Source organism: Kineococcus terrestris (assembly GCF_041020755.1).
GTDB classification, from domain to species: domain Bacteria; phylum Actinomycetota; class Actinomycetes; order Actinomycetales; family Kineococcaceae; genus Kineococcus; species Kineococcus terrestris.
In genome coordinates this window covers 21,429-47,737 of sequence record NZ_JBEUEI010000004.1, presented here as the reverse complement: position 1 = coordinate 47,737, position 26,309 = coordinate 21,429, and the positions used below count along the sequence as shown (strand labels likewise).

Sequence of the window (26,309 nt, the reverse complement as noted above, 5' to 3'; positions counted from 1 at the left end):
CGTCGAGGTGGAGCGCGCCGCGCGGGCTGCGACCGGACGGGAGCTCAGTTCCCGGGCCCGCCGGGCCGGGCGGTGAACGTCACGACGTGGTCGTGCTCGTCGTCGCGGACGGTGTAGGTCGCGCGGTGGACGGCGTCCGCTCCCGACCCTGCGTCCACGGGGGCGAAACCCGTGATGCGCAGCGGTCCTCCCCCGTACTGCTGCAGGACGTCGCCCAGCGTCAGTTCGACCTCGTCGCTGCGTCCGGGACCGGCCACGCCGGGGCCGCAGTCGCCCGAGCAGGTGGTGCTCGTCAGGGTCACGGGCGCCGGGTCGAGCGCGAGCGTCACGGCGGTCGGCGCGCCGAACTCGTCCACCTCGACCGACAGGACCCTCATAGCGCCGCCGCGGGCCCCGGTCACGGTGGTGACGGTCGAGCAGATCCCGGGATAGCGCTCGCCGGAGTAGTCGCACACGTTCTCCGCGTTGGCGTTCGTCCACCCTCCCGAGCCGGACGCGGCGTCCACGACGAGCGGGGCGTCGGCGCCCTCGTCCAGCGCGACGGTGCCCGAGAGCGCGTGGTCCGAACGCCACCGCCAACTGGTGACACCGTTGCTGTAGTCGGTCCCCGCGTCGGTGCGCAGGCGGACCGCGACGTCCAGCACGCGCCCGTCCGACCAGTCGCGCAGCGGAGCCCACGCGGTGAACGTGGAGAACACGGTCGCCGCGGCGAGGGTCCGCACCACCAGCGGCGTGGCGGCCCCCACGACCCCGCCCCCGACACCGCCGGCCACCGTGTCGCGCAGGTCCTTGACCAGGTCGTTGGGCGCGGCGGTGACCGCCACCCGCCACGACTGGCGGGCGGCCACCGGCACCGGCGCGTCCCCCAGGTCGTACGGCTGCGCCCGGCCCCGCACGAGGGCGGTGACGGCACCGGCGGCGTCGGTGCGCCGGTCCACCAGGTTCTGCCCGGCGACCGGGTGCTCCACGAGCTGCGGCGCGAGGTCGGTCGCGGTGATCCGCGCACCCGCGACGGGCCCTCCCGGAGCCACCGAGAAGTCCATCCCCAGGGAGTTCAGGACGATGCGGGCGCAGTTGAGGACCTCGAGGTCGGAACCGCCCGTCCGCACCGTCATCCGCACCGTGCCGACCTCGCCCGGCACGGTGTCCCGCGTCCGCTCGAACTCGCGCGACGGGTCGGCGGCGGGCACGAGCTCCGCTGTCAGCTCCACCTGTCCCAGGGACAGCACGACCTGCACCGCGGCGAGCGCGTTGTTCACCCACGGCAGCACGCGCGTGAAGCGGTCGGCCGACGGGACGGCGCTAGCGACGTACTCCCAGTACCGCCCGAAGGCCGTGCTCGAGGCGACGGCCGCGTTGTCGAGGACGGTCGCCGCGGGACCGGTCGGTGTGCACGGGTTCGCGGCGCCGGCGAGCGGCCGCGCGGGTTCCGCCCCGGTCCGCGCGGCGACGGACGACTCGGCGGCGAGCCGGGTGAACAGCAGCGTCGACTGCAGCGCCGTCGTCCGCTGCTCGACCGCGTAGCCGCCGCGCTCGTCGAGCCCGGCGGCGGAGAACAGGGCGGACCAGCGCTGCAGCCCGAGGGCGTCGCGGGGGGAGACGCCCAGGACGCCGCCCAGCAGCGCCTCGGCCACCTCCTGCGGCGCCAGGCCGGGCACGTCGGCGGCGGACTGCTCGACGAGGGTCAGGAACGGGACGTCGGCCCGGGTGTCGGGGGCCTCCGCGAGCGCCAGCGCCTGCCAGGCGGGCAGGACGACGCCCTGGTCGGCCGCCGGGTCGGCGGGCACCGCGGGCGAGCCGTCGGTGCCGGCCACGGAGAAACCCGCCCACGCCAGGGCGGCCAGCACGGCTGCCCGGCGCTGCCGCGGATCGCCCGCGCGCAGGTCGCGGACCAGTTCCTCGGCGACCTCCCGCGGTGTCCCCGGCGCCGGAGCCGCGGCGGGCGGCGGCAGGCGCAGCGGCGGGGTCGCCAGCGCGGCGCCGACCCCGGACGCGGTGACCTCCGGCAGCGCCGCGGGACCTCCGACCACGACGAGCCGCTCGACGCGGGGACCGTTGACCGCCAGCCAGGCGCGCAGGTCCGCCCGGGCTGCCGGGTCGCCGGGGGGCACCAGCAGCAGGACGGCGTCGAGACGGGCCGCCAGCGCTCCCGCGGCCAGGCCGTCGGCGAACGCGGCCCCGGTCGCCAGGACCAGGGGGCGGGGTGCGGCGCCGTGCTCGCGCAGGGCGGCGGCCGCCGCCTCCAGCGAGGTCAGGTAGCGGTCTCGGCCGCTCAGCCGCTCGACCGCCGCTCCGCTGTCGCGCACCTGCTCCTCGACGGCGGCGGAGACGGCGGACGGACCGCCGACGACGCGGACCGCGCCGTCCTCGCCGAGCAGCCGCGGCAGGGCGTCCCGGGCCGCGGGCGCCAGGGCGTCAGGACTGGTCAGCAGGACCGGGACGGCCCCGGGAGCGGCCGTCAGCGCGCCGGCGGACAGCGCGTCCGGCCAGGCGCGGTCGGGCGAGGCGGCCGACCCGGCGGCGAGGACCACGTCCCCCGACGATCCCGGTCCGGCCTCGAGGGCGAGGACCGCGGCCGTGGCGTAGCGGTCCGGTCCGGCCAGGCGCCGGACCTCGACCTCGTCGGACAGCGCGGCCTCGACGGCCGGACCCACCGCGGCGGCGCCACCGACGAGGGTGACGCGCTCGGCGCCCAGGCGCCGCACCTCCGCGAGGACGGGCGGCGGCAGCAGTGCGGGGTCGGTCAGCAGCAGGGGCGCGTCCAGGCGGGCGGCCAGGGGGCCCGCCGCGAGCGCGTCGGGGAAGTCGCGCGCCGAGGCCAGGACCACCTCCCGGGAGGACGTCCACGTGCCGGCGGACACCGCCACCGCGGTCCCGATCCGGTCCGCGCCGGCCAGCCGGCTCACCGGCGCACCCGCCGCGAGCCGTGCCGGCGCCTCGGCCGCCCCGTCCCGCTCCACGGCACGGGCGGGTGCGGCGATCGCACCGACCAGGAGCAGCGGCGCGAGGAGCGTCCCCGCCCAGCGGAACAGAATCTGCCGAACGTCCACGACGGGCCCCCCGACGACGTGCGCGCCCTCCGCGGGTGCGCCCCGGGCCGACGCTAGGCCGGGCCGCCGGCCGCGTCGATGCGCACAACCGCGTAGGCGCGGCTAGCGCGCCGGGACCTGCCCGCCGCTGGTGCGCCAGCGGCTCACCGCCTCCCAGCGCGACGCGGTGCCCAGCTTGGCGCTGAGGTTCTGCGCGTGCTTGTCGACGGTGCGGGGGCTGCACCCGAGCCGGTGCGCCACCTGGGCGCTGCTGCACCCGGCGGCCAGCAGGGTGAGCACCTCCTGCTCCCGCGGCGTCAGCCCGGCCGGCGGTGCGGGCGCCAGGACGTCCTCCACCCAGCGCAGGTCGGGAACGGTCCGCAGGACCAGGCGCGGGCCGCCGCAGCGGACCAACCGGTCGAAGGTGGCGCGCAGGTGGGGGCCGAGCAGCGCGAGCGAGCGCTCCTCGTGCTCGGTGAAGGGCCGCCCGGCGCGGTGGGCGGTGACCAGGCGCACCGCGTGCGGCGGTGCCGTCAGCACGAGCGCGACCTGGTCGTCGATCCCCAGGTGGCGCAGGCAGTCCCGGTGGACGGGCGAGGCGCGCCACGTGCCCGGCGCCACGAGGTCGCTCAGGCGCGCGGCCGGGACCGCGGACAGCTGCGGCAGGTGGGTGACGAAGGGGTGCCGGGGCATGACGGCGGCGTACCCGGACATCACCGCCAGCGGCGGTTCCGCACCCGCGGACCAGATGTCCAGCTGCTGCGTGAGCGCGGGGTCGGCCTCGTGGAAGACGGCGCCGTCGGCGCGGACGAGCTCCGCGACGGCCGGCAGCACGAGGGTCGCCACGTCGCTCCACGTGGTGGCCGCCGCGCACGGCACCGCGGCGTCGAGCACCCGCTGCAGGTCGTCGACCGCGCTGGGCACCCGTCCATCGTCGGCGTCGTCGCGGAGGCGGACAAGGGGTCGACCGCGCCGAGCGCGGCGACGACCGGGGGGCGTCCTCGTGCCGTCGCACCGGTATCCGCCCGATCGCCACTGCTTGCCCCCCGTTCGAGGGTCAACGAATCGGTCCCGCATGGGTCACAGTGCCTCCGTGCCCTTCGACGAGCCGAACTCGGCGGCCCTCGGTGAGAGCGCTCGCACGGCGCGGCTGGTCGAGGACCTGCGCGCCGTCTGGGGCGACGAGCTCCCGCCCGGGCGCGACCCCGTCGCCACGGTCGTCACCGACGCGGTGGTCTTCGACGACGCCAACGGCCGCGCCCGCGGCGTCGTCGTCCAGGGCGACCGGCTAGACCTCGACGTCCTGGCCGCGCTGCTGGAGAGCGACGGCTCGCGCACCGACCGCCTGGCGCTGCTGCCCGCCGCCCTGCGCGAGCGCCTGTTCGGGCGGCGCGGCACCGCCTGACGCGGTGCCGCGCCGCCCGCGCGCGTCAGCTCAGGCCGCCTCGAGCGGGACGGCCCGCCACTCGCTGCTGAACTCCAGGCCGCTGCGCTTGACCATCTGCGTCACGGGGCAGCGCCGCTCGGTCTCGGCGCTGAGGCGCTCGAACTGCTCGGGCGTGGCGTCGGTCTCCACCTGCACGCTGACGCTGACGCTGTCGAAGTTCGCGTTGCCGTCCGCACCGGTGGCGATGACCGAGGGGTCCAGGTCGCCCTGCACCCGGAACGTCCAGCGGCCCAGCTGCACGCCCAGGTCCTTGGCCACGAGGCTGCCGGTCACCTGGTTGCAGGAGGTGAGCGCGCCCAGGACGTAGCTGAGCGGGCTGGGCGCGGCGTCCTGCCCGCCGAAGGACGGCAGCGTGTCCGCGTGGAAGACGTGCTGCTCCTCCCCCGGGACGGTCAGCTGCTGGGCCACGCCGGTGCCGGCGGCCTCCACCACGAACGGGACGGTCCTCTTCGCTGCCACGGGTCCTCCGGTGTCCTGGGCGCGCCCTCGTGCACGCCTCCGGGAGGCTAAGCGCTGGCGCACCCGCGCGCGCGTGGACCGCTCAACCCCCCAGCGGCAGCACGTGCGCGGCCCGGTCGCGGGCGTGCGAGCCGACCTCCACGACGACGTCCGCGGCGGCGGGTTCCACGAGGCGCTTCGCCTCGGCGTCCCACGCGCCCAGCGCCCGCAGCGAGACGGGCACGACCACCTCGACGGCGGAGGCGGCGGGGACGGCGACGGGCGCGAACCCCACGAGCAGGCTCTCCCCCGCGCGGGCGCCGTCGGTGCGCCGGCCGTACACCTGCACGACGTGCCGGCCGTCGCGGGCGCCGGTGTTGCGCACGGTCGCCCGGACCTGCGGGACGCCGTCCGCGCCCGCGCCCGCGGTGACGTCCTCCAGCGCGAACGTCGTGTACGACAGGCCGAAACCGTGCGGGAAGGCGGCCTCGACGCCGAGGCGGTCCAGCAGGCGCTGGCCGTGCCAGCGGTCGTAGGTCACCGCGTGGGCGTCCTTGTCGAACGCCGGCAGGTGCTCCTCGCTGGTGGGCACCGCGTACGGCAGGCGGCCGGTGGGTTCCGCGGCGCCGGTGAGGACGTCGGCCAGGGCGTGCCCGCCCTCCATCCCCGCGTACCACATGAGCAGCAGCGCGGGGACGTCGTGGCGCCAGGACTCCGTGACGACCGCGCCGGCGGCCACGACCGCGACGACGGTGCGCGGGTTCGCCGCGGCGACGGCCCGCACGACCTCCTCGTCCACGGGGCGCAGCCGCAGCGACGTGCGGTCGCCGCCGAAACCGGCCGTCATGACCGCGTCCTGCGGCGCACCGGCGTCCGCACCTCCCGGGCGGGGCGGGAACAGGGCCGTCAGGGTCGGGTCGGTCATGGTGTCGCCACCGACGTACTCGCCCTCGTCCTTCTCGTCGAAACCCGTGACGACGACGGCGACGTCCGCGGCGCGCGCCGCCTCCGCGGCGGCGGCCGGGTCGTCGTCGGTGACGAGGAGGACCTCGGCGCCGGGGAAGGCGGCGCGGATCCCGTCCAGCGGGGTCGCGACGCTCGGCGGGCGCACGTTCGACGAGCCGAGGTCGCCGGTGTTCGGGGCCGTCGCCAGCCGGCCGACCAGGGCGATGCGCCGCACCGCGGCCGGGTCCAGCGGCAGGACGGGCGTGCCGTCCACGGGGTCGTTCTGCAGCAGCGTCATCGCGCGCGCGGCGACCTCGCGTGCCAGCGCGCGGTGCCCGGCGCTCGCCACCACCTCCGGGCCGGGGTCGGGTTCGCTGCGGACCGCGTACGAGCGCAGCTGCGCGGCGAGCAGGCGGACGCCCGCGCGCTCGACGGCGGCCCAGGACGTCTCGCCCGCCGCGATCTGGTCGCGCAGGTGCAGCGCGCGCTGCTGCACGAACGGTTCCTCCAGGTCCAGCCCGGCCTCCAGGCTGGCGGCCGCGTCGCGCAGGCCCCAGATGAAGTCGCTGACCACGACGCCGTCCCAGCCCCACTGCTCGCGCAGCACCTCGGTGAGCAGGTAGCGGTTCTGCCCGGCCCACTCGCCGTTGACGGAGTTGTAGGCGCTCATGACCGCGGCCACGCCCTCGTCGGCGGCGCGGCGGAAGTGCGGCAGGTAGACCTCGTGCAAGGTGGCCTCGTCGACGGTCACGTCGACGTGGAACCGGGCGTTCTCCATGGAGTTCAGGGCGTAGTGCTTCACGCACGCCATCGCGTGCCGCTGCACGCCGCGGGTCAGGGCGGCGCCGAACTCCCCGAGGTGGTGCGGGTCGTCGCCGTACGTCTCCTGCACGCGGCCCCACGCGGGGTGGCGGGGCAGGTTCACGCACACGCCGCCGAAGAAGTTGCCGCCCTGCGCGCGCAGCTCGCGGCCGATCGCGTCGCCGACGCGCTCCTCCAGCTCGACGTCCCAGGTGGCGCCGCGCGCCATCGAGACGGGGAACGCGGTGCCGTGCCCGGACACGCACCCGCGCGGGCCGTCGACGAACCGGGTCCCCGGCACCCCGAGGCGCGGCACGGCGCCGTGCGGCAGGGGGCTGGTGTTGTAACCGCCGTCGAGCATCTCCTCGATGCCCTCCCAGAACGGCGTGTCGCCGTCCAGCAGCCACAGCCGCTCGTCCTCGCTCATCAGCGCGTGCAGCGCGCGCGCCCGCTCGAAGGGGTCCGCGCCCGCGCGCACCGCCTCGACCGCCTCGCCGAAGGCGCCCGTCCGATCCTCCACCGGTCCCACCCCGTCCCGTCCCGTCGCCCTTACTGACGACCTCGTCAGTAGCTCGCGCGGACAGTAGCGCACGGCGGGTGGTAGGAACGGCGCGTGCCCGCCGACCCGACCCGTCCGCGCGTGCGCATGAGCGCCGAGCAGCGGCGCCGGCAGGTCCTGGAGGCCGCCACGGCCCTCATCGCCGAGCACGGCTACCGCGGCCTGGCCGTGCAGGACGTCGCCGACGCCTGCGGCCTGACCCTCGGCGGGCTGCTGCACCACTTCGGCTCCAAGAGCGGCCTGCTGACCGCCGTGCTGGAGCACCGCGACGAGCAGGACCACCGGTCCCTGGCCGAGCACCTGGGCGCGGCCGCGCACCCGGACCCTCCCGCCGCCGGAGCCGGCGACGACCTGCCCGAGCCGACGCTGGCCGAGCTGTGCGCGGCGATCGTGCGGCGCAACGCCGGGCAGCGGGAGATCGTGCGCCTGTACGCGGTGCTGGAGGTGGAGTCCCTGGCCCCCGAGCACCCGGCGCACCGGTTCTTCGCCGAGCGCCAGCGCCGCACCCTGGACCACCTGACGCGGCTGGCGCCGCCCGGACCCGACGCGCGGGACCTGGCCCGGCACGTGCTGGCACTCATGGACGGCCTGCAGGTGCAGTGGCTGCGCGACCCCGAGGTGGACCTGGTCAGCGCCTGGCGCCGCACCGCCCAGCAGGTGCCGCAGCTGGCACCGGCGGGCGGGTAGGCGCCCTCAGCGCGGCGCGGGGAGCGCCGGCGCGCGCAGCACCCGGCGCAGGACGAGGAAGTTGACCAGCCCGACCGTCCCGGTCACGGCGTAGACGACCGCGAGACCGCTGGCGCCGCTCGCGCCCGGCGCGAGGTGGTGCCACAGCGCCAGCGCCGTCGTGCTCAGCACCAGCCCCGTCAGGGCCGCGGCTCCCCCGACGCCGTGCCCCTTGAACCAGGCGGTGCTCGCGCCGCCGCGGAACGTGAACCGGCGGTGCAGCTCGTTCGTCACCGCCGTCGACAGGACGACGGCCACGACGTTCACCGCGGCCACCGGTACGGGCGCGAACCGGACCAGCAGCAGGAACACCAGCGCGTGGGTCGCGTTGCCCGCCAGGCCCGCGCCGACGAAGCGCAGCGGGGTCGCCAGCCGCGCGGCGCGGGCGCGCAGGGCCGGCGGGACGGACAGCGCCCGGGGCCGCGGCAGCGCCACCCGGGCCGGCGCGGTCCACGGGGCGGTGGTCTCGGCGGCGCGCGTGGCGGTGGTCACGGCAGCAGCCTGGCCCGGCGCGGGCGCGCACCGCGTCCGGCGGCGGGACGGTCCGCGCCCGCTGCCCCCGCCGTACCCGGGGCGGCCCCGGGTCATCCCCAGGTCGTAGGCGCGGGTCGCCCGGCGGTCGGCGCGGGCGGGTGGTCCAGCGGGCGGCTCAGCGGGCGGTGGGTGCGCCGACCCGGTCGGCGATGCGCGGGCCGGCCAGGCGCAGGAACGGCCCGCGCGGCACGAACCTGCTCGCCGCGGCGACCACCTCGTTGGCGCGGCCGTCGACGACGACGGGGCGGTCGGCGTCCAGCGCGTCGAGGAAGGTGGCGACGACCTGCTCGACGCTGCGCCGGCGCACCCCCGCCCCGGCGCTCTCGCCGGAGACGTCGAAGAACCCGGTGTCGGTGGCGGTCGGGCACAGGGCCGTCACCAGGACCCCGGTGCCGCGCGTCTCGGCCCACAGCGCCTGCGACAGCGACAGGACGAACGCCTTGGTGGCGGCGTAGACGGCGAAGCCGGGCAGGGGCGCGAAGGAGGCCATGCTGGCGACGTTCACCACGGCGCCGCGCCCGCGCGCGACCATGCCCGGCAGGAACCGGGCGGTCAGCTCCGTGAGGACGGTGCAGTTCACGGAGACCATCGCGGCGAGCCGGGCCGGGTCCTCGGCCTGCGCCAGCCGGCCCGTCAGCCCGAACCCGGCGTTGTTGACGAGCACGTCCACGGCCCGGCCGCCCCACGCCTCCACGGCCTCCTGCACCCGGGCGGCGGCGCCGGGCTCGGCCAGGTCGGCGGGGACGGCGAGCGCCTCGACGCCGTGCCGGGCGCGCAGCTCGGCGGCCAGCGCCTCCAGGCGGTCGGCGCGGCGGGCGACCAGCACCAGGTGCGCGCCGCGGGCGGCGAGGGCGCGGGCGACGCCCTCGCCGATGCCGCCGGAGGCGCCGGTGACCAGGGCGGTGGAACCGGTGACGTCCACGGGGTTCTCCTGTCGATCGGTGTGGCTCACGTTGTCGTGATGGCACGATGTGTCACATCGGCTGGTGCTGTCAAGACGTCGTGTGCTGAGATGACGGCGTGCAGCGACCGACCCCTCGCGAGCGGCGCCAGGCCGCGGCCCGGCGCGCGCTGGCCGAGCAGGCCCTGCGGCTGTTCGCCGAGCGGGGGTACGAGGCCACGACGGTCGCTGAGATCGCCGACGCCGCCGACATGTCCCCGCGCACGTTCTTCCGCCACGTGCGCGACAAGGACGACGCGATGTTCGCGGCCGACGAGGACGCGTTCGGCGAGGTCCTCGAGGCCGCCGTCCCCGCCGGCGCGGACGCCGCGCCGCTGGCCCGCCTGCTGCACGGCGTGCGGGCGCTCGCCGCGTCCGCCGGGCGCGACGGCGACGTCAAGTGCGCCCGCGAGCGCGTGCTGGAGGAGAACCCCGCGCTGCGGGCGCGCGACCTGGCCCAGCAGCTGCGCTGGCAGCAGCGGGCGGAGGAGTTCCTGCGCGCCGACGGCGTCCCCGCCGGGGAGGCCGCCCTGGCCGCCGGGCTCGCGCTGACGGTGTGGCGCGAGGCGTACCGGCGCTGGATCGCCGCCGGCGGCGACCCGGGGGCGCTCGCGGGGTTGCTGGACGACGTCACCGCCGAACTGCCCGCGCACGTGCGGGCGCTGGGCGCGCGCCGCGGCTGACCGGCCGCGGTCCCGCTCCCGCCACCGGTTCCCGGCGTACGCTCGCCGCAGCTCCGGCACCGGCTCCGAGAGGACGACGACGTGGTCGAGAAGGCCCTGCACACCCGCCTGCACGCCGACGCCGTCGAGGCGTACGACGCCCTGCACGCGGCCGTCCCCGACGACCTGGTGGAGGCGCTGACGACCGCGGGCGTGCGGGACTGGCGGATCTGGCGCAGCGGCCGCGACGTGTTCCACCTCGTCGACGTCGACGACTACGCCGCCATGCGCGAGGCGCTGCGCGACCACCCGGCCAACGTGGCGTGGCAGGCGCGCGTCACCCCGCTGCAGTCGACACCGGACGACTACTCCGGCGACGACGACGGCCTGCCCGCCGTGTGGAGCCTCGCCGCCCAGCGGGACGGGGACACCAGCATCGGCTGAAGGACCGGCTCAGGCGAGGTCGAGGGCCACCACCTGCGGCCCGGGCACGCTCCGCTCCGGCAGCTCGACCTCGACGCCGCCGTCGACCTCGCGGGCCGCCACCGCCGTGCCGTCCAGCAGCCGCGCCCCCGCCACGTCCAGCCGCCCGGCGTGCACGGGCAGGCGGACCCGCCCCTCCGCCTCCACGACGGCGTGCGCGGTGCGCCCGCGCAGGGTCCAGCGCACCCACGGCTCCTCGGACGCCCCGCCGCCGGCGAACACCTCCGTGCCGTGCACGGCGTCCGCGTGCAGCTCCATCCAGGCGGCGACCTGCTCCAGGCAGCGCCGCTGCAGCTCGGGGACCCGCCCGGCGGCGTCGGGGCCGACGTTGAGCAGGAGGTTGCCCCCGCGCGAGACGACGTCGAGCAGGTGGCGCACCGCGGCGGGCCCGTCCAGGTGGTGCTCGGGGCCCTCGGCCCGGTTGTGGCCGAAGGACAGCCCGATGCCTCGGCAGTTCTCCCACGCCGCGCTGGTCTCCACCGAGCGGCCCTGCTGGTACTCGCTGGTGCGGAAGTCCCAGTGCGTCAGGCCCCAGCGGTCATTGACGACGCCGTCGGGCGCGGCGGTGTAGAAGCGGTCCAGCAGGTGGGCGAAGCTGCGCGGCCCCTCCGGCTTGCCGGCGTCGGGCCACTCGATGTCGCCCCACAGCACGTCGGGGGCGTAGCGGTCGACGAGGTCGGCGACGTGGGCGGTGGCGTACTCGGTGTACGCCTCGTCGACGGGCCGCACCGCGGAGAAGTCCATGCCCGTGATGGGCGGGAAGTCGGTGAACCACCAGTCCAGGCCGCCGGAGTAGTAGGTGCCGAACCGCAGGCCCGCCGCGCGGGTGGCGGCGGCGAACTCGCCGACCAGGTCGCGGCGCGGGCCGCGGCGCACGGTGTTGCGGTCCCCGGTGCCCGGCGCGTCCCACAGGGCGATCCCGTCGTGGTGCTTGGTGGTGGGCACCACGTAGCGCGCGCCGGCCCGGCGGAACAGGTCGACCAGCGCGGTGGCGTCGAACTCCTCGGCGCCCCAGCGGTCGAGGAACTCGTCGTAGGGCGCCCCGCCGTGGACCTCGCGGTGGTGCTGCTGCGCCGGGCTGCCGTCGATGCGGACGGTGTTGGCGTACCACTCGGCGTACGGGTTGTGCGCGAACCACGTCCGCTCGTCGACGGTGCCCAGCTCACCGGTCGGCTCGGCCCAGGCCGGCACCGAGTACGCCCCCCAGTGCACGAAGATCCCGAACTTCGCGTCGCGGTACCACTGCGGCACTTCCCGCTCGAACCTGCGGTACGGCTCCGGGCGCTGCGGCGCGCCGTCGAACATCGCCACGGGGGTGCCTCCTCGGTCGGGATCGGGATCGGGGTCGGGCTCGGGTCGAGCGGGGGTCAGCGGGGGTCAGCGGGGAACGGGGGCGTCGAGCCCGTAGACGGTGACGGCGTTGCCGCCGAGCACGGCGGCGCGCTCACCGGGGGCCAGTCCGGCCAGCAGCGCGCGCGTGCGGGCGACGACGTCGGCGTGGCCGGCGGCCAGGGTGCTCACCGGCCAGTCGGTGCCGAACAGCAGGCGCCCGGGCCCGAACACCCCGAGCAGGTGCTCGACGGTGGGCCGCAGCGCCTCGTCCGGTGCGCCCGCCGGGACGAGGGTGAACAGCCCGGACAGCTTGCAGCGCACGTGCGGCCGCTGCGCCAGGCGCGCGACGGCGGCCGCCCACGCCGCCCAGCCGTCGCCACCGACCGGGGGTTTGGCGCCGTGGTCGAGCACGAACACGGCGCCGGGCTCGGCCTCGTGCACGGCGTCCACCAGGGCGCTCGCGGCGTCCAGCTGGTCGGCGCGCACGAGCAGGTCGTGCACCAGCCCCGCCCGCGCGGCCGCCACCGCCCCGCGCGCGACCTCGCCGCGCTCCAGCCAGGCCGTGCCCGGCTCGTCCTCCGCCTGGTGCCGCACCCCGGCCAGCAGCGCGCCGCCGGGCCCGCCGCGCAGGTCCGCGACCTGCGCCGGGACGTCGCCGGCCAGGTCCACCCAGCCGACGACCGCGGCGACGAGGCCGCCGCTCCCGCCGGCCGTCCGCAGGGACTCCCGCGTCTCCTCCGCCGCGGAGACGGTCTGCACGAGGACCGTGCGCTGCACCCCGGCCGCGCTCGTCGCGGCGCGCAGGTCGTCGAGGGCGAACGGGCGGCGCAGCGGTTCCCGGCCGGGCACCTCCATCCACGGGTAGCGGCGGCGGGCCGGGTCCCACAGGTGCTGGTGGGCGTCGACGACGACGGGACCGGAGGGGTCACCGGGCGGCGCGCCGCTCACCCCGGCCCGCCCCCGCGCACCCCCACCGTGAGCACGAGGTTGGCGCACAGCCGCTGGTCCGCCGTGGCGACGACCACGGCGACGTCCTCACCGCGGGTCTCGTCGTAGAACTTCCACCGGTCCCCCTGCACGGTCGTCGGGACGGCCGGCCCCAGGAGCCGGTCGTAGTCCGCGTGGGCGTCGACGACCGCGCCGTCGGGGGTGCCCATGTAGGTGGCCGCCTCGACGGGCACCGCCTCCAGCAGCGGTTCGAGCACGTCGGGCACGCTGACCGTCCCGGGCCGCAGGTTCAGGTGCACGACCTCGACGTCCGGCCGCACGGCGGTGCGCAGCGGGAAGTTCCCGTCCGCCAGGACGATCCGGTCGCCGTGCCCGGCGCGCGCCAGCGCGGCCAGCAGCGGCGGGTGCAGCAGGCGGTAGTTCAGCACGGCCCTCAGCCCTCCAGAACGTCGCGGCCGGGGATCGTCCCGTCCTCGTCCCACAGGTCCCGCCAGGAGCGCGAGCCCGGCCACAGGAACACCTGCCCCTTGATGAGCCGGTTGCCGCGCTCGGCCGAGCGCAGGGCCTCCACCTCCGCGGGCGTCAGCGGGTCCTCGGTCACCGCGCGCAGGTTCGCCGTGTACTGCGCCGGCTTGACGGCGAACGGGATGGGCACCTGCCCGCGGGCGACCGCCCACTTCAGGCACACCAGCGCGGGGTGGACGCCGTGCGCGGCGGCGATCTCGCGCACCACCGGCAGTTCCGTGTCGGCGACGTCGTCGGGGGTGCGGTCGCGCTCGGGCCGCGACGGCGAGCCCAGCGGGGAGTACCCCACCGGCAGGACGTCGTGCTCGACGCAGAAGGAGAACAGCTCCTCCTGCTGGAACGTGGGGTGCAGCTCCATCTCGTTCAGGGCCGGGCGGACGCGCGCATCGGCGAGCAGGAGCCGCAGCTTGGGGACGGTGGTGTTCGAGGTGCCCAGGTGGCGCACCAGACCGGCGTCGACGAGCCCCTCCAGCGCCCGCCACAGGGCCAGGTAGGCGTCGTGGTCGTAGGGGCGGGCGTGCGGGTCGCGGGCGTCCGTGTCGGCCATCGGCGGGTGGTGGTTGGGGAACGGCCAGTGCACGAACACCGCGTCCAGGTGCTCCAGCCGCAGGTCGCGCAGCGAGCGGCGGACCGACGCGACGGCGGCGTCCGGGTCGTGGGCGTCGTTCCACACCTTCGACATGACGAACACGTCCTCGCGGGGCAGGCCGGCCTCGAACGCCCCCGCCAGCGCGGCGCCGACCTGCGGCTCGTTGCCGTACACCGAGGCGCAGTCCACCAGCCGGTACCCGGCGCGCAGGGCGCCCGCGACGGCCGCGGCGACCTCGTCGGGCCCGTACCGGTCGGAGCCGAAGGTGCCCACGCCGATGGCGGGGATCCGCGCGCCGCCGGCGAGGACGCGCTGCGGGACCAGCGCGGGGTCGACGGCGTCCGCCGGCACGTCGGGCAGGGTGTCGGTCACGTCAGGCTCCTCGGGGGGTGGTCGGGGTCGAGGGTGTCGGGGGGTGCTCGAGCACGAGCAGAGCGTGCCCGTCGAGGACGGTGACGCGCACGTGAGCGGCGCCGTCCTCCACGCGCACCTCCAGCGGGGTGCCGGCCGGCTGCAGGACGGCGGTGGACGGCGGCCGCGGGCACCGCACCACGACGTCCACATCGACGAGGGGGAACGGGTCCTCGACGAGGTCGAGCCCCTCGCCGCCCAGCCCCGCGCCCACCCGGGTCGGCAGGTAGCTGAGCAGGCTGACGACGGTGCGGTCCTCGCCGCGGTGGGCCACCACCTCCAGGTGCAGCGGACCCGTCGCGGTGACCACGGGCCGCGGCAGGAGCTCGCGCAGCAGGGCCGCCAGGACGGTGCGGTGGGCCTCCAGCCCGAACCGGCCGTAGGAGCTCAGCAGCGGCTGGGCGACGGCGACGACCCGCCCGCGGCGGGTCACCGACGGGGAGTCCGTCACCCCCGCGGCGGAGTCCGGCGGCGTGTAGGAGTGTCCGCTGGAGCGTCGCCAGTCGCGGTCGAAGTAGGGCGCGACGGTGCCGACGAGGACCTCGGTGCCCGGCAGGGGGCGCACGCGCAGGCCCCGCTCGTACACGACGGCGTCGAGGCCGAGGTCGGGGACGGCGGGGTGGACGCTGCGCAGGAAGGTGGTGGCGTGCTCGGCCTCGCCCAGCACCTCCAGGCCGGCTCCCGGGACGCTGACCGCGCCGTCGGGACCGCGCAGGCCCTCCCCCACCAGCAGCAGCCCGCCGCCGCGGGCGGCGTGGGCGGACAGCGCCGCCGCCAGCTCCCCGTCGACGCGCGTCGTCTCCGGCACCACGACGACCTCGTACCCGGACAGCTCGGCGCGCGGGGGGACGACGTCGAACTGGTGCCGCAGCTGCTGCAGGAGGCGGACCGCCCCGATGCCGGACGCCCCCGGGGCGTCGCCGAGGTCGGGGTCGACGACGAGGGCGACCTGCGCCAGCGGCGCCGTGCCCGCCAGGTGCTCCTCGCACGCGGCGACGTGGGCGTAGGAGCGGCCGACGCGCTCGTAGACGGCGGCGTCGGGGACGCCGCGCGGGTGCAGGAGGTCGCCCACCCCGTTGGTGAGGCCGTAGCTGAGGATCTGCCGCGTCTCGTAGTCCAGGGCCGCCTGCGGCTTCAGGCCGGCGTTGTCGCCCCAGCTGCGGTGGAAGCGGCCGGTGTGGCTGAGCGTCGGCAGTCCCAGCGGGCGCACGAACCGCGCCACGTAGGGCAGGTAGGCGTACCCCCACCCGCCGGTGGGCAGCGACTCGACCTCGACGTGCCGCAGGAGCTGCGCCTCGGCGTGCAGGTTCGTCTTGGGCCGGGAGTTGAACCACACCCCGGAGGCGACGCCGGGTGCAAGGTGCGGGGCGGCCAGGTCGCGGAAGCGGGCCATGTACCGCAGGGCGACCCGCCGGGCGTGGGCGTCGCGGCCCTGCTGCGTCGTCGGGTCCAGGCCGGCCGCCAGGGCGGCCTCGTTCGCCGCGCGGGTGCTGCTGGGCTGGTCCCAGCACATGTCGAGGAACAGCCCGTCGACCTGCCCGAGGTGCTCCAGCACCTCGGTGACCTGACCCGCCAGGTGGTCCTGGTAGCCGGTGGACATGTCCAGCACGTGCCAGCCGGCGGTGTAGGCGTCTCCCTGCGCGTGGCTGCCCTCCCGGCGGCGCACCAGCGTCATCTCTGGGGTCTGCGCCACCCACTCGGGGTGCTCGCGGGCGGCGTGCTCGTCGACCTGGACGCTGAGGTAGACGGGCGCGCGGATCCCGACGGCGTGCAGCGCGTCGACCTGCTCGCGCAGCAGGTCCAGGCCGGGGACGAGCCCCGGGTGCCGCTCGGGGCGGTCGGTGTCGAAGTAGAGCATCCCGTGGTGGCACTTGGCGAAGACCGTGACGCTGTCGACGTGGGCGTCGAGGAAGGTCCGCGCGAAGGCGCGCGGGTCGAAGTCGGCGCCCACGTCCGGGACGTCGGGACCGGTGTGGAAGTCGAGGTGGACCGTGCGGCGGGGGAAGAAGGTCATCGGTGCGGCCCTCCGGACCGGGCGTGCTGCTGCGTGGGGGCGGTGCGGGGCGCGTCGGCGGTCAGCGGCCGCCCAGCCCGGACATCGCGATGCCCCGCACGAGGTGGCGCTGCAGCAGCAGGACGACGACGACCGTGGGCACCACGGAGATCGTCGCGGCCGCCATCAGCAGGTGCCACTGGCTGCCCTGCTGCCCCAGGAACAGGTTGAGACCCAGGGGGACGGTGGCCATGTCCTGGCTGTTGGTGATGATCAGCGGCCACAGGAAGCTGTTCCAGTAGTTGATGAAGGTGAAGACGGCCAGGACCGCCACCGCGGGACGGGCGATCGGCAGGACCACCTGCACCAGGACGCGCAGCCGGTTGGCCCCGTCCACCAGGGCCGCTTCCTCCAGCTCGCGCGGGATGCCGCGGAAGAACTGGCGCAGCAGGAAGGTGCCGAACGCGGAGAAGGCCCACGGCAGGACGAGCGCCTGGTAGGTGTTGGTCCAGCCGAACTCCTGCATGAGGATGAACATCGGGACGACCATGACCTCCTGCGGCACCATCAGGGTCACCAGGTACAGCAGGAAGAAGAACTCGCGGCCGCGGAACTCCAGCCGGGCGAAGGCGTAGGCGGCGAGGACCGACGTCACGCACGTGACGAGCGTGCCCGCCACCGAGACGACGATCCCGTTGACCATGAAGCGGCCGAACGGCACGTAGCTCCACGCGGTGGTGAAGTTGTCGAAGCGCAGGCTGCTGCCGACCAGGCGCGGCTCGCCGAACACCTCGGCGGCCGGCTTCAGGGCCGTGGCGACCATCCAGGCGAACGGGACGAGGAAGAGCAGCAGGACCAGCGTCAGCAGCACCTGCGAGACGACCGCGGGGCGGGTCGTGTCGTTCGGCGCGTAGCGGCGCCGGCGCCCGGCGGTCCGGGGGGCGCGGGCCGCCCGGGGGCGCACGGCCTCAGTGGTCATAGTGGACCCACCTCCGCTGGCCGAGGAACTGCAGGCCGGTGACGAGGACGATGAGCAGCAGCAGCACCGTGGCGATCGCCGAGGCGGTGCCGAGCTGGAAGAACTGGAAGCCGGACTGGTACATCAGCATGACGGTCGTCTGGGTCGCGTTGCCCGGTCCGCCGCCGGTGAGGATGTACGGCTGGGCGAACACCTGGAACGACGTGATGAGCGTCATCACGGCGGCGAAGAACATCGACGGGGACAGCATCGGCACGGTGATGCTCCAGAACCGGCGCAGCGTCCCCGCGCCGTCGATGGCCGCCGCCTCGTACAGGTTGCGGTCGATGGCCTCCAGCCCGGCCGCGAAGACGAGCATGTTGTAGCCGAACCCCTGCCACACGGACATCAGCACGACGCACACCATGGCCGAGAACGGCCCGCCGAGCGGGTTCTGCGCGTCCAGGCCGAACCAGGACTGCGCGACCGTGTCGTACAGCCCGCCGGGCTGCAGCAGGAGCCGCCAGACCAGCGCGTTGGCGACCATCGGCGTCACGGCCGGCAGGAAGAACAGCACCCGGTACAGCCCGCGCCCGCGGATGCGCGGGCCCATCCACAGCGCCAGGCCGAGCGAGACGACGAAGTTCAGCGGCACGTACAGCACCACGAAGATCGTGGTGTTCAGCATCGCCCGCCAGAACGCCGGGTCGGTGGTGAACAGCGTCCGGAAGTTGTCCAGCCCCGTGAAGGTCCGCTCGCCCAGCAGCGGCCACACGAAGAAGGCCAGGCCGATGGACCCCACGATCGGGATGAGCGTGAAGACCGCGAAGCCCGCGGCGCTGGGCGCGAGGAACCCCCACGCCGTCAGGGAGCGGCGGCGGCCGACGGCCGCGGTCGCCGTGGCGCCGCGGACGTCCCGCCTCACCGGGGGGAGGGTGACGGCCACGGCACCTCCCCCCGCCGGACGGGCGCGCGGTGCGGCGGCACCGCGCCGGAGCGGACCACCTCAGGACCCGCCGACCTGGGACTGGATCTGCTGCAGGAAGGCCCCGGCGTCCTGCTGGCCGTTGAAGGCCGGGATGCCGTACTGCTGGAAGAGCTGGCCCAGCTGGTTCATCTGCGGGTTGGTGCGCAGGTAGGTGGAGTTCTCGATGGCGTACTCCAGCGCGGGCTGCGCGTCGGCCAGCTCGCCCTGGTACCAGGAGGCGGCCTGCTCGGTGCGGGCCGGGTAGGCGCGCCCGATCTCCCCGAGGTACTGCAGGGCCTCGGGCCCGGTGATGACCGACAGCGCCCGCACCGCCTCCTCCGGCGCCGAGCAGTTGGCCGAGACGCCGTAGCCGGAGCCGGCCAGGTGCGAGGCGGACCCGTCCGGGCCCGCCGGCATCGGGGCCACCCCGGGGGTGAAGGCCGCGTTCTGGACGATGTTGCCGTACTGCCACGGCCCGTCGACGACCATCGCGGTGTTGCCCGCCATGTACTGGTTGAGCGACTCCAGCCCGTCGTTCGTCGCGGGCAGCGCCGGGCTCAGGCCCTGCTCCCGCATCGCCTGCAGGGTCTCGAACACCCCGGCCATCTCGGGGGTGTCGAGGTTCAGCTCGCCGTCGTCGCCGATGGCCTGCTGCCCGGTCAGCGTGAGCGACCACGCCGTGAAGGCGTCGTACGTCGGGAAGAAGCCGTAGGCGTCGATCCCGCTGGCCTGCAGCGCCTCGGCGGCCGCGGTGAAGTCCTCCACCGTCCAGCCGGGTTCGGGCAGGGGCACACCGGCCGCCTCGAACGCGTCGGCGTTGTAGAACACCACGAGCGGACCGAGGTCGAACGGCACGGCGACCTGGGTGCCGTCGACCTGCAGCGAGGCGGCCATCTCCTCGTTGAAGTCCGCCATGTCGATGCCGGCGCCCTGCAGCTCGTCCTCCGGCAGCGGCCGCAGCAGGTCCGCGATCAGCGGCACGCGCGGGCCCTGCACGCCCAGCAGGCAGGCGACGTCACCCCCGCTGGCCTGGGCGGTCAGCCGCGTCCAGTAGTCGGCGAAGGAGCTGGTCTGCAGCTGCAGGCGGATGTCGGGGTGCTGCTCGGTGACCATCTCGGACAGGCGGTTCAGCGCGTCGGTCTCGATCTGGGAGTTGGCCCACATCTGCCAGGTCAGCGTGGTGACGTCGCCGTCGGTGGTGGCGCCACCGCCGGCCTCGGAGTCGCCGCCGCCGCAGGCGGACAGGGCCAGGACGAGGGCGGCCGCGGCCCCGGCGGACCGGGCGCGGCGCGGGGAGCGGGACCGCCTCGCGGGGCGGGCGTGCAGATCGGCCATGATCCGTCCTTCGTCGTCGAAGTTCTGCGCCGGCGGTGCGAGCCCGCCGCGCAGGGCGTGACGGAACGGTACGCGAAACGATTCGCGCGGACAAGGGGCACGGGCCCCGGTCCTGCGCGCGGCACCGGGCGGGCGGCCAGCGGCCCGGTGGTGTCCTCAGCCCCGCGGCGGGCCGACGGAACCGCCCGGCACGAAGCGCCCGGTCAGCACCCGCCGCCGCGGGGCGGGCCCCTCCCCGTCGCCGGCCAGCCGCTCGCGCATCAGCTCGGCGGCCTCCCGCGCGATCTCCCGCACCGGCTGCACGTACACGGACGTGCGCGGCCGGGCGACCTGCGCGACGACCTCGCCGTCGAAACCGACGAGGGAGACGTCCCCGGGCACGTCGACGTCCGCCTCGTTGAGGGCGACGACCGCGCCGAGGGTCAGCTCGTAGTTCGTGGCGTACACCGCCGTGGGCCGCCGCTCGCCCGCCAGGAGGGCGTGCACCGCCTCGCGCCCGGTGCGCACCGTCAGCGGGCCGCGGACCACGTGCTCGCGGGCCACGGGCAGCCCGGCGGCGCGCATGGCGCGGCGGAACCCGGTCAGCCGCTCGCGCATCGTCCACACGTCCGGGGTGCCGGTCACCACGGCGACCTCCCGGTGCCCGTGCTCCACGAGGTGGCGCACGACCTGCGCGGAGGCGCCGGTGTTGTCCAGCACCACGGCGTCGCACTCCAGCCCGCTGACCAGCCGGTCCACGAGCACCACCGGCAGCCCGCGCGCCGCCGCCGCGCGCAGCGGCTCGCCGTCGTGCCGGCCGGGCACGGCGATGATCCCGTCCACCCGCCGGTCCACCAGCAGGTCCACCGCACCGGCGGCCCCCGCGGCGGACGTGTGGCTGGAGACGACCACGACGCTGACGCCGACGTCCTTGAGGACCGCCTCGACGCCCGCGATGACCTCCAGGTGGAAGTCGTTGTCCAGCGCCGGCAGCAGCACGCCCACCGTGCCCGAGCGCCGGGTGCGCAGGCTGCGGGCCACCTCGTTGACGCGGAATCCCAGGTCGGCGGCGGCCTCCTCGATCGCCGCCCGGTTGGCCGCCAGCACGTTGCCGCCGTTGAAGTGCTTGGAGATCGTGGCCAGCGACAGGCCGGTCATCCGCTGGATGTCCTTGTACGTGGGCGGCACGCGGGGTCCTCGGGCGTCCTGGAGGGGGTGGCGGTCCCGGGCGGGAGCGGCCCCAGTGTGGCAGCCGGTCCCCCGCCGGAGCGCTCAGCGCGCCACCGCCCGCCCTTGCCGGGCGGGCCGGACCGGGTCAGCATGACCGCGTGCCTCCCGGCGCGACGTCGCCCCGGGGACCGCTGGCCGAGGCGGAGCGCCGGTCAGCGGTCCAGGACGCGGTGCGCGCCGCCGGGGAGGGCGAGGGGCTGGACCGGCTGGTGCGGCTGGCCGCCCGCGTGCTGCGCGTGCCGGTGGCGATGGTCTCGTTCATCACCGGCGACCGGGAGGTGATCCGGGCGGCCGTCGGGCTGCCCGAGCCGTGGGCCTCGCAGCGCTGGACGCCGCTGTCGCACTCGCTGTGCGCGCAGGTGGTCGACCAGGAGGGCCCGGTGGTGCTCTTCGACGCGCGCACCGACCCGGCGTACCGCGCGCACGCCGCGGTCGTGGAGATGGGTGCGGGCGCCTACGCCGGGTTCCCGCTGCGCCACGGCGAGCACGTCCTCGGCGCGTTCTGCGCCGCCGACGTCGTGCCCCGGCGCTGGAGCGAGGACGACCTGCAGCTGCTGGAGGACCTGGCCGCCGCCGTCTCGGTGGAGCTGTCGCTGCGCGTGGCGCTCGAGGAACTGGAGGCGGTCCGGTCGCGGGAGCGCGAGCTGGCGCGCCGGCTGCGCGAGGGCTCGCGCACCGACCCGGTCACCGGCGCCGCCGACCGGCGCGCCCTCGACGAGCGCCTGGCCGAGGAGACCGCCCGGCTGGCCCGCCGGCCCGGCGAGCTGGCGCTGGTCCTGCTCGAGGTCGACGGCTTCGCGCGGGTCACCGGCATCGCCGGACGGCGCACGGCCGACGCCGTCCTGGCGGAGGTCGCCGCCCGCCTGCACGTGGCGCTGCGGCGCACCGACCTGCTGGCCCGCACCGGCGACCACGAGTTCGCGGTGGTCCTGCCGGGGACCGGCGCGCGGGCGGCCGAGGAGCTGGCGCAGCGCCTCGGCCACCTCGTCGCGGAGGAACCGGTCGCCGGGTGGGACGTCACCGTCACGACCGCGACGGCGGTCCACCACCCCGACCGCGGTGCGGACGGGCTGCTCGCCGACGCGGCGGCCGCCCCGCGGGTGCAGCGCTAGCGGCGCGCCGGCCGCGCCAGCAGAGCGCGGCGGGGCAGCGCGGCGGGCGGGGCGTGCCGGACCGCTGGTGCCACGATCTCCGCGTGCGCCCGCCCCGCCGACCCGCCCCGTCCACCCCCGACCCGGTGGACCCCGAGCAGCGCCGGGTGCTGCGGGTGCTCGTGCTCGCGCAGGTCCTCTCGGGAGCGGGCCTGGCGGCCGGCATCACCGTCGGCGCTCTCCTGGCCCAGGACCTGCTCGGCTCGACCCGCCTCGCCGGGCTGCCCGCCGCTCTGTTCACCGCCGGCTCGGCGGCCGCGGCGCTGCTGGTCGGCCGGCTCTCGCAGCGCCGCGGGCGTCGGCCGGGGCTCGCGCTGGGGTACCTGGTGGGCGCGGCGGGCGCCGCCGGGGTGGTGCTGGCGGCGGCCCTGGACGACGTGGCGCTGCTGTTCGGCGCGCTGCTGGTGTACGGCGCGGGCAGCGCCACCAACCTCCAGGCCCGCTACGCCGGAGCGGACCTGGCGTCCCCGGACCGGCGCGGGCGGGCGGTCAGCACCGTCCTGGTGGCCACCACGCTGGGAGCCGTCGTCGGGCCCCTCCTCGTCGGCCCCACCGGCGACGTCGCCGAGCGCTGGGGGATCCCCGCGCTGGCCGGGCCGTTCCTGCTGGCCGCGCTCGCCTACGGCACGGCCGGGCTCGTGCTGGCGACCCTGCTGCGCCCGGACCCGCTGCTGCTGGCCCGCGAGCGCGCCGGCGGGTCCGGCGGGCCGGCGGCGCCGGTGGCGGGTCCCGCGGCGCTCGCGCGGCCACCGGGCGCGCGACGCGCGGTGCTGGGGGCGGCGGCCGTCATGGTCGTCACGCAGCTCGTGATGGCCGCGGTGATGACGATGACCCCCGTCCACATGCGCGCGCACGACCACTCCGTGTCCGCGACCGGCCTGGTCATCGCCGTCCACGTCGGCGCGATGTACCTGCCGTCGCCGCTGTCGGGCTGGCTGGTCGACCGCTTCGGCGCTCCCCGGGTGGCCGGCGCGGGCGGGCTCACGCTCCTGCTGGCGGGCCTGGTCGCCGCGACCGCTCCGGGCGGGTCGGTGCCCGCGCTCACCCTCGCGCTGGCGCTGCTGGGGCTGGGCTGGAGCTTCGGGCTGGTCTCCGGCACCGCGGTGCTCTCCGGCGCGGTGCCGCTGGAGGTCCGCGCCCGCACCCAGGGCGCGGTCGACCTGTCGATCGCGCTGGCGGGCGCCGCCGGCGGCATGGGCTCGGGGTTCGTGGTGGCCGGCGGCGGGTTCGGGCTGCTGTCCCTCGGGTGCGGTGTGCTGGCGCTGCTGGTCCTGCCGGCCGTCGCGCTCGCCGCCCGCGGCGGCGCGGCGGGCGCCGTCAGTGCTGCGCCGCGCGCCGGCGGTGGATCGTGACGGAGGCCAGGGCGACGAGCACGGCGCCCACGAGCAGGCCCAGCACAGCGCTGGCGGCCGTGTTGACCAGCCAGGCGGCGACCCCGCCGACCGCCCCGGCGGCCTCGTGCACGCCCTCCTCGAGGTGGTGCACGAGCTCGTAGGGCCCGTGCCAGCCCAGCTCGTCGGTGCCCACGAGCAGGATGTGCCCGCCGACCCACAGCATCGCGGCGACGCCGACGACCGTCAGGACCGTCAGGAGCTTCGGCATCGCCGCGACCAGGCCGCGCCCGAAGCGGGCGGTGGACGGCGACGGGCGCTGGGCCAGCGCCAGCCCCGCGTCGTCCATCTTCACGATGAGCCCGACCGCGCCGTAGACGAGCAGGGTGATCGCGATCCCGACGACCACGAGGATCGCCAGGCGGGAGAAGAACGGCTGGTCGGCGACCTCGTTGAGGGAGATCACCATGATCTCGGCGGACAGGATGAGGTCGGTGCGGATCGCGCCGCGCACGAGGGTGTCCTCGTCCTTGACGCCGTCCTCGGCGGCGTGGCCGTGGCCGCTGACCTTGGCCCACAGCTTCTCCGCGCCCTCGTAGCACAGGTAGGCGCCGCCGAGCATGAGCAGCGGTGTCAGCAGGAACTCCGCGAACTGGCTGAGCACCAGGATCACCGGGAGGATGATCAGCAGCTTGTTGCGCAGGGAGCCGACCGCGATCCGCTTGACGATCGGCAGTTCCCGGTCGGCGGTCAGGCCGCGCACGTACTGCGGGGTGACGGCGGCGTCGTCGACGACGACGCCCGCCGCCTTGGCGCCGGCGCGCGCCGCGGCGACGCCGATGTCGTCCACCGAGGCCGCGGCCGCCCGCGCGATCACGGCCACGTCGTCCAGCAGGGCTACCAGTCCACCGGGCACCGGAGGCTCCTCTCGCTCGCGCCCCGGCCCGTACCGGAGCGGCTCAGCGTCCCACCTACCCGTTCCCGGCGCCTCCACCGCGCGCGCCGCCCACCCGGAAGCGCTCGGGAGCGGCGCCCGCACCCGTGGCGACGTCGGCGGCCAGCTCCCCCAGCAGGGGCGCGAACTTCGCCCCGTGCCCGGAGCACGCGGACACCACCGTGAGGCCGTCCGCGCCGTCGAGGACGAACGCCTCGTCGGGGGTGGTGGTGTAGAGGCAGGTGGTCTCCGCGTACGGCTCGGGCACGAGCCCGGGCATCCACCGGCGCACGTGCTCGGTGACGCGGGCGCGGTTCTCGGCGTCGACCGCGCCGGTGCGCGCGGAGGCCGCGCCGATCGGGCGCCCGCCGTGGTGCTCGGCGACCTTCAGGCCCCGGTGCTGCGCGTCGCGCCCGCCGGGCAGCGCGTACACCGTGGCGCCCGGTCCGCCGTGGGCGACGGTGGGCCAGCCCTCGTGCGGGTGCTCCTCGCGGCAGGGGAAGTGGAACGCGTTCTCCTGCGTGACCTCCAGCGGCGGGAACGCCGCCAGGAACCCCGGCGGCAGGGGCAGGCCGCCCAGCAGGTCGGGCAGCCAGCCGCCGGCGCACACGACGACCCGCTCGGCGTCGACGACGTCACCCGTGCGCGAGCGCGCGGTGAACCCGGTGCCGGTGCGTTGCAACCGTTCCAGCGCCCAGCCGGTGAGCACCCGGGCGCCGGCCGCGCGGGCCAGGTCGAGCATCGCGCGCACGGTGCCCTCGGCGTCCAGGACGGCGCCGCCGGGGTGGAACAGCACCTCGCCGTCGGCGACGACCTGCGGCCAGCGCGCCCGGGCCGCGGCGGCGCTCAGCAGCTCGTGCTCCACCCCGGCCGCCGCCACCGCGCGCGCGAGGGCCCGCGGGTCGCGGCCGGGTCCGTGGTCCAGGGCGCCGGTGGTCCGCAGCAGCGCCGTCCCGGTGCGGCGCTCCAGCTCGCGGAAGCCCGCGGCCGCGCGCACGACCATCTCGACGTCGGCGCGCTCGGCGTAGGCGTAGCGCAGGACGCGCGCCGAGCCGTGCGAGGAGCCGTCCGGCGCGGCCGGCACGGCGCGCTCCACGACGGTGACCTCGCACCCGCGCTCGGCCAGCCGCCAGGCCGTGGCGGCTCCCGCCAGCCCCGCGCCGACCACCAGGTACCGCGACACCTCCGCGCGCCCTCCCGCTCCCGCCACCCCCCGACCCTCCCACCCCGCTGCCCGACTCCTGGCGCGTCCACCACCCCTCCCGCCGCGGGGAGGGGTGGGAAGCGCGCCGGGAGTGGGCCCGGCGAGGTTTGCCGGGGCGGCAACACCGCTGGCCGCGGCGCCGCGGGAGCCCGCACGCTGCCGGGGTGAGCGAGCACAGCGCGGAGCACGTACCGGATGACTACTTCGAGCCGGCGTCCTGGGAGAGCCGCTACGCCGGGGAGGGCACCTGGTGGAGCGGCGCGCCCAACGCGCAGCTGGTCGACCTGGCCGCCGGCCTGGCACCCGGCACCGCTCTGGACGTCGGCTGCGGCGAGGGCGGGGACATCGTGTGGCTGGCGCAGCGCGGCTGGCGCGTCACCGGCGCCGACTTCTCCGACAACGGGCTGGCGCGCGCCGCCCGGCACGCCGAGCAGGCCGGGGTGGGCGACCGCCTGGAGCGCTGGCGGGTCGACGCGCGCGAGTTCGACGCGGGCGGGCGCACCTGGGACCTGGTGACGACGCACTTCCTGCACCCGCCGGACGCGGGGATGACCGACGTCGTGCGCCGCCTGGCCGCGGCCGTCGCCCCCGGCGGTCACCTGCTCGTCGTCGGCCACTCCCCCTCGCAGCACCACACGCGGCTCGACGAGGCGAAGCGGCGGGCGATGTGGCTGGCGCAGGACCTCCTCCCGGCCGTGCCGGAGGACTTCGAGGTGCTCGTGGTGGAGCAGCGCCCGCGCACCGTCGTCCACGACGGGCGCACCTTCGACGTCGACGACTCCACCCTGTTCGCCCGCCGCCGCGGCTGACGCGACGGGCACGGCGCGCGCGACGGCCCCGCACCCGGTCCGGGTGCGG

At 76.6% G+C, this 26,309-nt stretch carries 24 protein-coding genes; 7 read left to right on the top strand and 17 right to left on the bottom strand.

From position 1 onward, the window contains the following. Positions 1-44 precede the first annotated feature (44 nt). Both AB8M62_RS03900 and AB8M62_RS03895 read right to left on the bottom strand, forming a co-directional pair. The gene (locus tag AB8M62_RS03900; RefSeq protein WP_369068685.1) at positions 45-2,906 is read right to left on the bottom strand and encodes a cell wall-binding repeat-containing protein; all 2,862 of its coding nucleotides are present in this window, start codon (positions 2,904-2,906) and stop codon (positions 45-47) included. Positions 2,907-3,152: 246 nt separating this feature from the next. Next, positions 3,153-3,953 (bottom strand): helix-turn-helix transcriptional regulator, encoded by an 801-nt coding sequence (locus tag AB8M62_RS03895; protein WP_369068684.1) that lies wholly within the window; start codon positions 3,951-3,953, stop codon positions 3,153-3,155. Between the two features lie 169 nt (positions 3,954-4,122). On the opposite strand from AB8M62_RS03895, the gene AB8M62_RS03890 reads away from it, so the two are divergent. Beyond that, positions 4,123-4,434 carry a hypothetical protein gene (locus AB8M62_RS03890; RefSeq protein WP_369068683.1) on the top strand — a complete coding sequence of 104 codons (312 nt, stop codon included), beginning with the start codon at positions 4,123-4,125 and terminating at the stop codon, positions 4,432-4,434. Positions 4,435-4,464: 30 nt separating this feature from the next. Here the strand turns inward: AB8M62_RS03890 and AB8M62_RS03885 are convergent, their stop codons facing one another. Together AB8M62_RS03885 and AB8M62_RS03880 are read right to left on the bottom strand one after the other, a co-directional pair. Then, the gene (locus tag AB8M62_RS03885; RefSeq protein WP_369054820.1) at positions 4,465-4,935 is read right to left on the bottom strand and encodes an OsmC family protein; all 471 of its coding nucleotides are present in this window, start codon (positions 4,933-4,935) and stop codon (positions 4,465-4,467) included. 82 nt (positions 4,936-5,017) lie between these two features. After that, the gene (locus AB8M62_RS03880; RefSeq protein WP_369068681.1) at positions 5,018-7,180 is read right to left on the bottom strand and encodes a glycoside hydrolase family 3 protein; all 2,163 of its coding nucleotides are present in this window, start codon (positions 7,178-7,180) and stop codon (positions 5,018-5,020) included. Between the two features lie 93 nt (positions 7,181-7,273). On the opposite strand from AB8M62_RS03880, the gene AB8M62_RS03875 reads away from it, so the two are divergent. After that, the gene (locus AB8M62_RS03875) at positions 7,274-7,906 is read left to right on the top strand and encodes a TetR/AcrR family transcriptional regulator (RefSeq protein WP_369068680.1); all 633 of its coding nucleotides are present in this window, start codon (positions 7,274-7,276) and stop codon (positions 7,904-7,906) included. A 6-nt stretch (positions 7,907-7,912) separates the two neighbouring features. Here the strand turns inward: AB8M62_RS03875 and AB8M62_RS03870 are convergent, their stop codons facing one another. Both AB8M62_RS03870 and AB8M62_RS03865 read right to left on the bottom strand, forming a co-directional pair. Then, a complete protein-coding gene (locus AB8M62_RS03870) occupies positions 7,913-8,437 on the bottom strand; it encodes a GtrA family protein (protein WP_369068679.1) in 525 nt (174 codons plus the stop codon). Positions 8,438-8,594: 157 nt separating this feature from the next. Further along, positions 8,595-9,431, bottom strand: a complete 837-nt coding sequence (locus AB8M62_RS03865; protein ID WP_369068677.1) for an SDR family NAD(P)-dependent oxidoreductase — start codon at positions 9,429-9,431, stop codon at positions 8,595-8,597. Between the two features lie 68 nt (positions 9,432-9,499). Here AB8M62_RS03865 and AB8M62_RS03860 point away from each other — a divergent pair, with 68 nt between their 5' ends. Both AB8M62_RS03860 and AB8M62_RS03855 read left to right on the top strand, forming a co-directional pair. After that, positions 9,500-10,102: a TetR/AcrR family transcriptional regulator gene (locus AB8M62_RS03860; RefSeq protein WP_369068676.1), complete on the top strand. Its 603-nt coding sequence runs from the start codon at positions 9,500-9,502 to the stop codon at positions 10,100-10,102. An 81-nt stretch (positions 10,103-10,183) separates the two neighbouring features. Beyond that, on the top strand, positions 10,184-10,525 hold the full coding sequence (locus AB8M62_RS03855) for an L-rhamnose mutarotase (RefSeq protein WP_369068675.1): 342 nt from the start codon (positions 10,184-10,186) through the stop codon (positions 10,523-10,525). A gap of 9 nt (positions 10,526-10,534) precedes the next feature. Here the strand turns inward: AB8M62_RS03855 and AB8M62_RS03850 are convergent, their stop codons facing one another. The 9 genes from AB8M62_RS03850 to AB8M62_RS03810 all read right to left on the bottom strand — a co-directional run bounded on the left by AB8M62_RS03850 (position 10,535) and on the right by AB8M62_RS03810 (position 20,789). Then, positions 10,535-11,875, bottom strand: a complete 1,341-nt coding sequence (locus tag AB8M62_RS03850) for an alpha-L-fucosidase (protein ID WP_373694847.1) — start codon at positions 11,873-11,875, stop codon at positions 10,535-10,537. Positions 11,876-11,941: 66 nt separating this feature from the next. After that, positions 11,942-12,844: an amidohydrolase family protein gene (locus AB8M62_RS03845; RefSeq protein ID WP_369068674.1), complete on the bottom strand. Its 903-nt coding sequence runs from the start codon at positions 12,842-12,844 to the stop codon at positions 11,942-11,944. Next, entirely contained in the window at positions 12,841-13,272 is a 432-nt protein-coding gene (locus AB8M62_RS03840; protein WP_369054809.1) for an RbsD/FucU domain-containing protein, read from the bottom strand. The genes AB8M62_RS03845 and AB8M62_RS03840 overlap by 4 nt, the downstream gene beginning before the upstream one ends. Positions 13,273-13,277: 5 nt before the next feature. Beyond that, complete coding sequence (locus tag AB8M62_RS03835; protein WP_369068673.1) at positions 13,278-14,330, bottom strand: aldo/keto reductase; 1,053 nt, start codon at positions 14,328-14,330, stop codon at positions 13,278-13,280. Between the two features lies 1 nt (position 14,331). After that, positions 14,332-16,383, bottom strand: coding sequence for an alpha-L-fucosidase (locus tag AB8M62_RS03830; protein WP_369068672.1), 2,052 nt, complete (start codon positions 16,381-16,383; stop codon positions 14,332-14,334). A 61-nt stretch (positions 16,384-16,444) separates the two neighbouring features. Then, positions 16,445-17,341 (bottom strand): carbohydrate ABC transporter permease, encoded by an 897-nt coding sequence (locus AB8M62_RS03825; protein ID WP_369068671.1) that lies wholly within the window; start codon positions 17,339-17,341, stop codon positions 16,445-16,447. Continuing rightward, on the bottom strand, positions 17,331-18,245 hold the full coding sequence (locus AB8M62_RS03820) for a carbohydrate ABC transporter permease (RefSeq protein ID WP_369068670.1): 915 nt from the start codon (positions 18,243-18,245) through the stop codon (positions 17,331-17,333). The genes AB8M62_RS03825 and AB8M62_RS03820 overlap by 11 nt, the downstream gene beginning before the upstream one ends. Positions 18,246-18,326: 81 nt before the next feature. Continuing rightward, positions 18,327-19,622 (bottom strand): ABC transporter substrate-binding protein, encoded by a 1,296-nt coding sequence (locus tag AB8M62_RS03815; RefSeq protein ID WP_369054802.1) that lies wholly within the window; start codon positions 19,620-19,622, stop codon positions 18,327-18,329. 156 nt (positions 19,623-19,778) lie between these two features. Continuing rightward, positions 19,779-20,789: a LacI family DNA-binding transcriptional regulator gene (locus AB8M62_RS03810; protein ID WP_369068669.1), complete on the bottom strand. Its 1,011-nt coding sequence runs from the start codon at positions 20,787-20,789 to the stop codon at positions 19,779-19,781. A 140-nt stretch (positions 20,790-20,929) separates the two neighbouring features. Between AB8M62_RS03810 and AB8M62_RS03805 the strand changes: the two genes are divergently transcribed. Beyond that, positions 20,930-21,943, top strand: coding sequence for a GGDEF domain-containing protein (locus AB8M62_RS03805; protein ID WP_369054800.1), 1,014 nt, complete (start codon positions 20,930-20,932; stop codon positions 21,941-21,943). An 83-nt stretch (positions 21,944-22,026) separates the two neighbouring features. Then, positions 22,027-23,334, top strand: coding sequence for an MFS transporter (locus AB8M62_RS03800; protein WP_369068668.1), 1,308 nt, complete (start codon positions 22,027-22,029; stop codon positions 23,332-23,334). Here AB8M62_RS03800 and AB8M62_RS03795 read toward each other — a convergent pair. Together AB8M62_RS03795 and AB8M62_RS03790 are read right to left on the bottom strand one after the other, a co-directional pair. Continuing rightward, entirely contained in the window at positions 23,300-24,229 is a 930-nt protein-coding gene (locus tag AB8M62_RS03795; protein WP_369054797.1) for a DUF808 domain-containing protein, read from the bottom strand. The genes AB8M62_RS03800 and AB8M62_RS03795 overlap by 35 nt on opposite strands. A gap of 55 nt (positions 24,230-24,284) precedes the next feature. Then, positions 24,285-25,457 (bottom strand): FAD-dependent oxidoreductase, encoded by a 1,173-nt coding sequence (locus AB8M62_RS03790; RefSeq protein WP_369068667.1) that lies wholly within the window; start codon positions 25,455-25,457, stop codon positions 24,285-24,287. Between the two features lie 158 nt (positions 25,458-25,615). On the opposite strand from AB8M62_RS03790, the gene AB8M62_RS03785 reads away from it, so the two are divergent. Beyond that, positions 25,616-26,260 carry a class I SAM-dependent methyltransferase gene (locus tag AB8M62_RS03785; RefSeq protein ID WP_369068666.1) on the top strand — a complete coding sequence of 215 codons (645 nt, stop codon included), beginning with the start codon at positions 25,616-25,618 and terminating at the stop codon, positions 26,258-26,260. Positions 26,261-26,309: the final 49 nt, after the last annotated feature.

What these genes read in the sequence shown, in the direction of transcription:
- AB8M62_RS03815 (WP_369054802.1), bottom strand. Translation starts at nt 19,622, where the DNA reads ATGGCCGATCTGCACGCCCGCCCCGCGAGGCGGTCCCGCTCCCCGCGC.
- AB8M62_RS03830 (WP_369068672.1), bottom strand. Translation starts at nt 16,383, where the DNA reads ATGACCTTCTTCCCCCGCCGCACGGTCCACCTCGACTTCCACACCGGT.
- AB8M62_RS03825 (WP_369068671.1), bottom strand. Translation starts at nt 17,341, where the DNA reads ATGACCACTGAGGCCGTGCGCCCCCGGGCGGCCCGCGCCCCCCGGACC.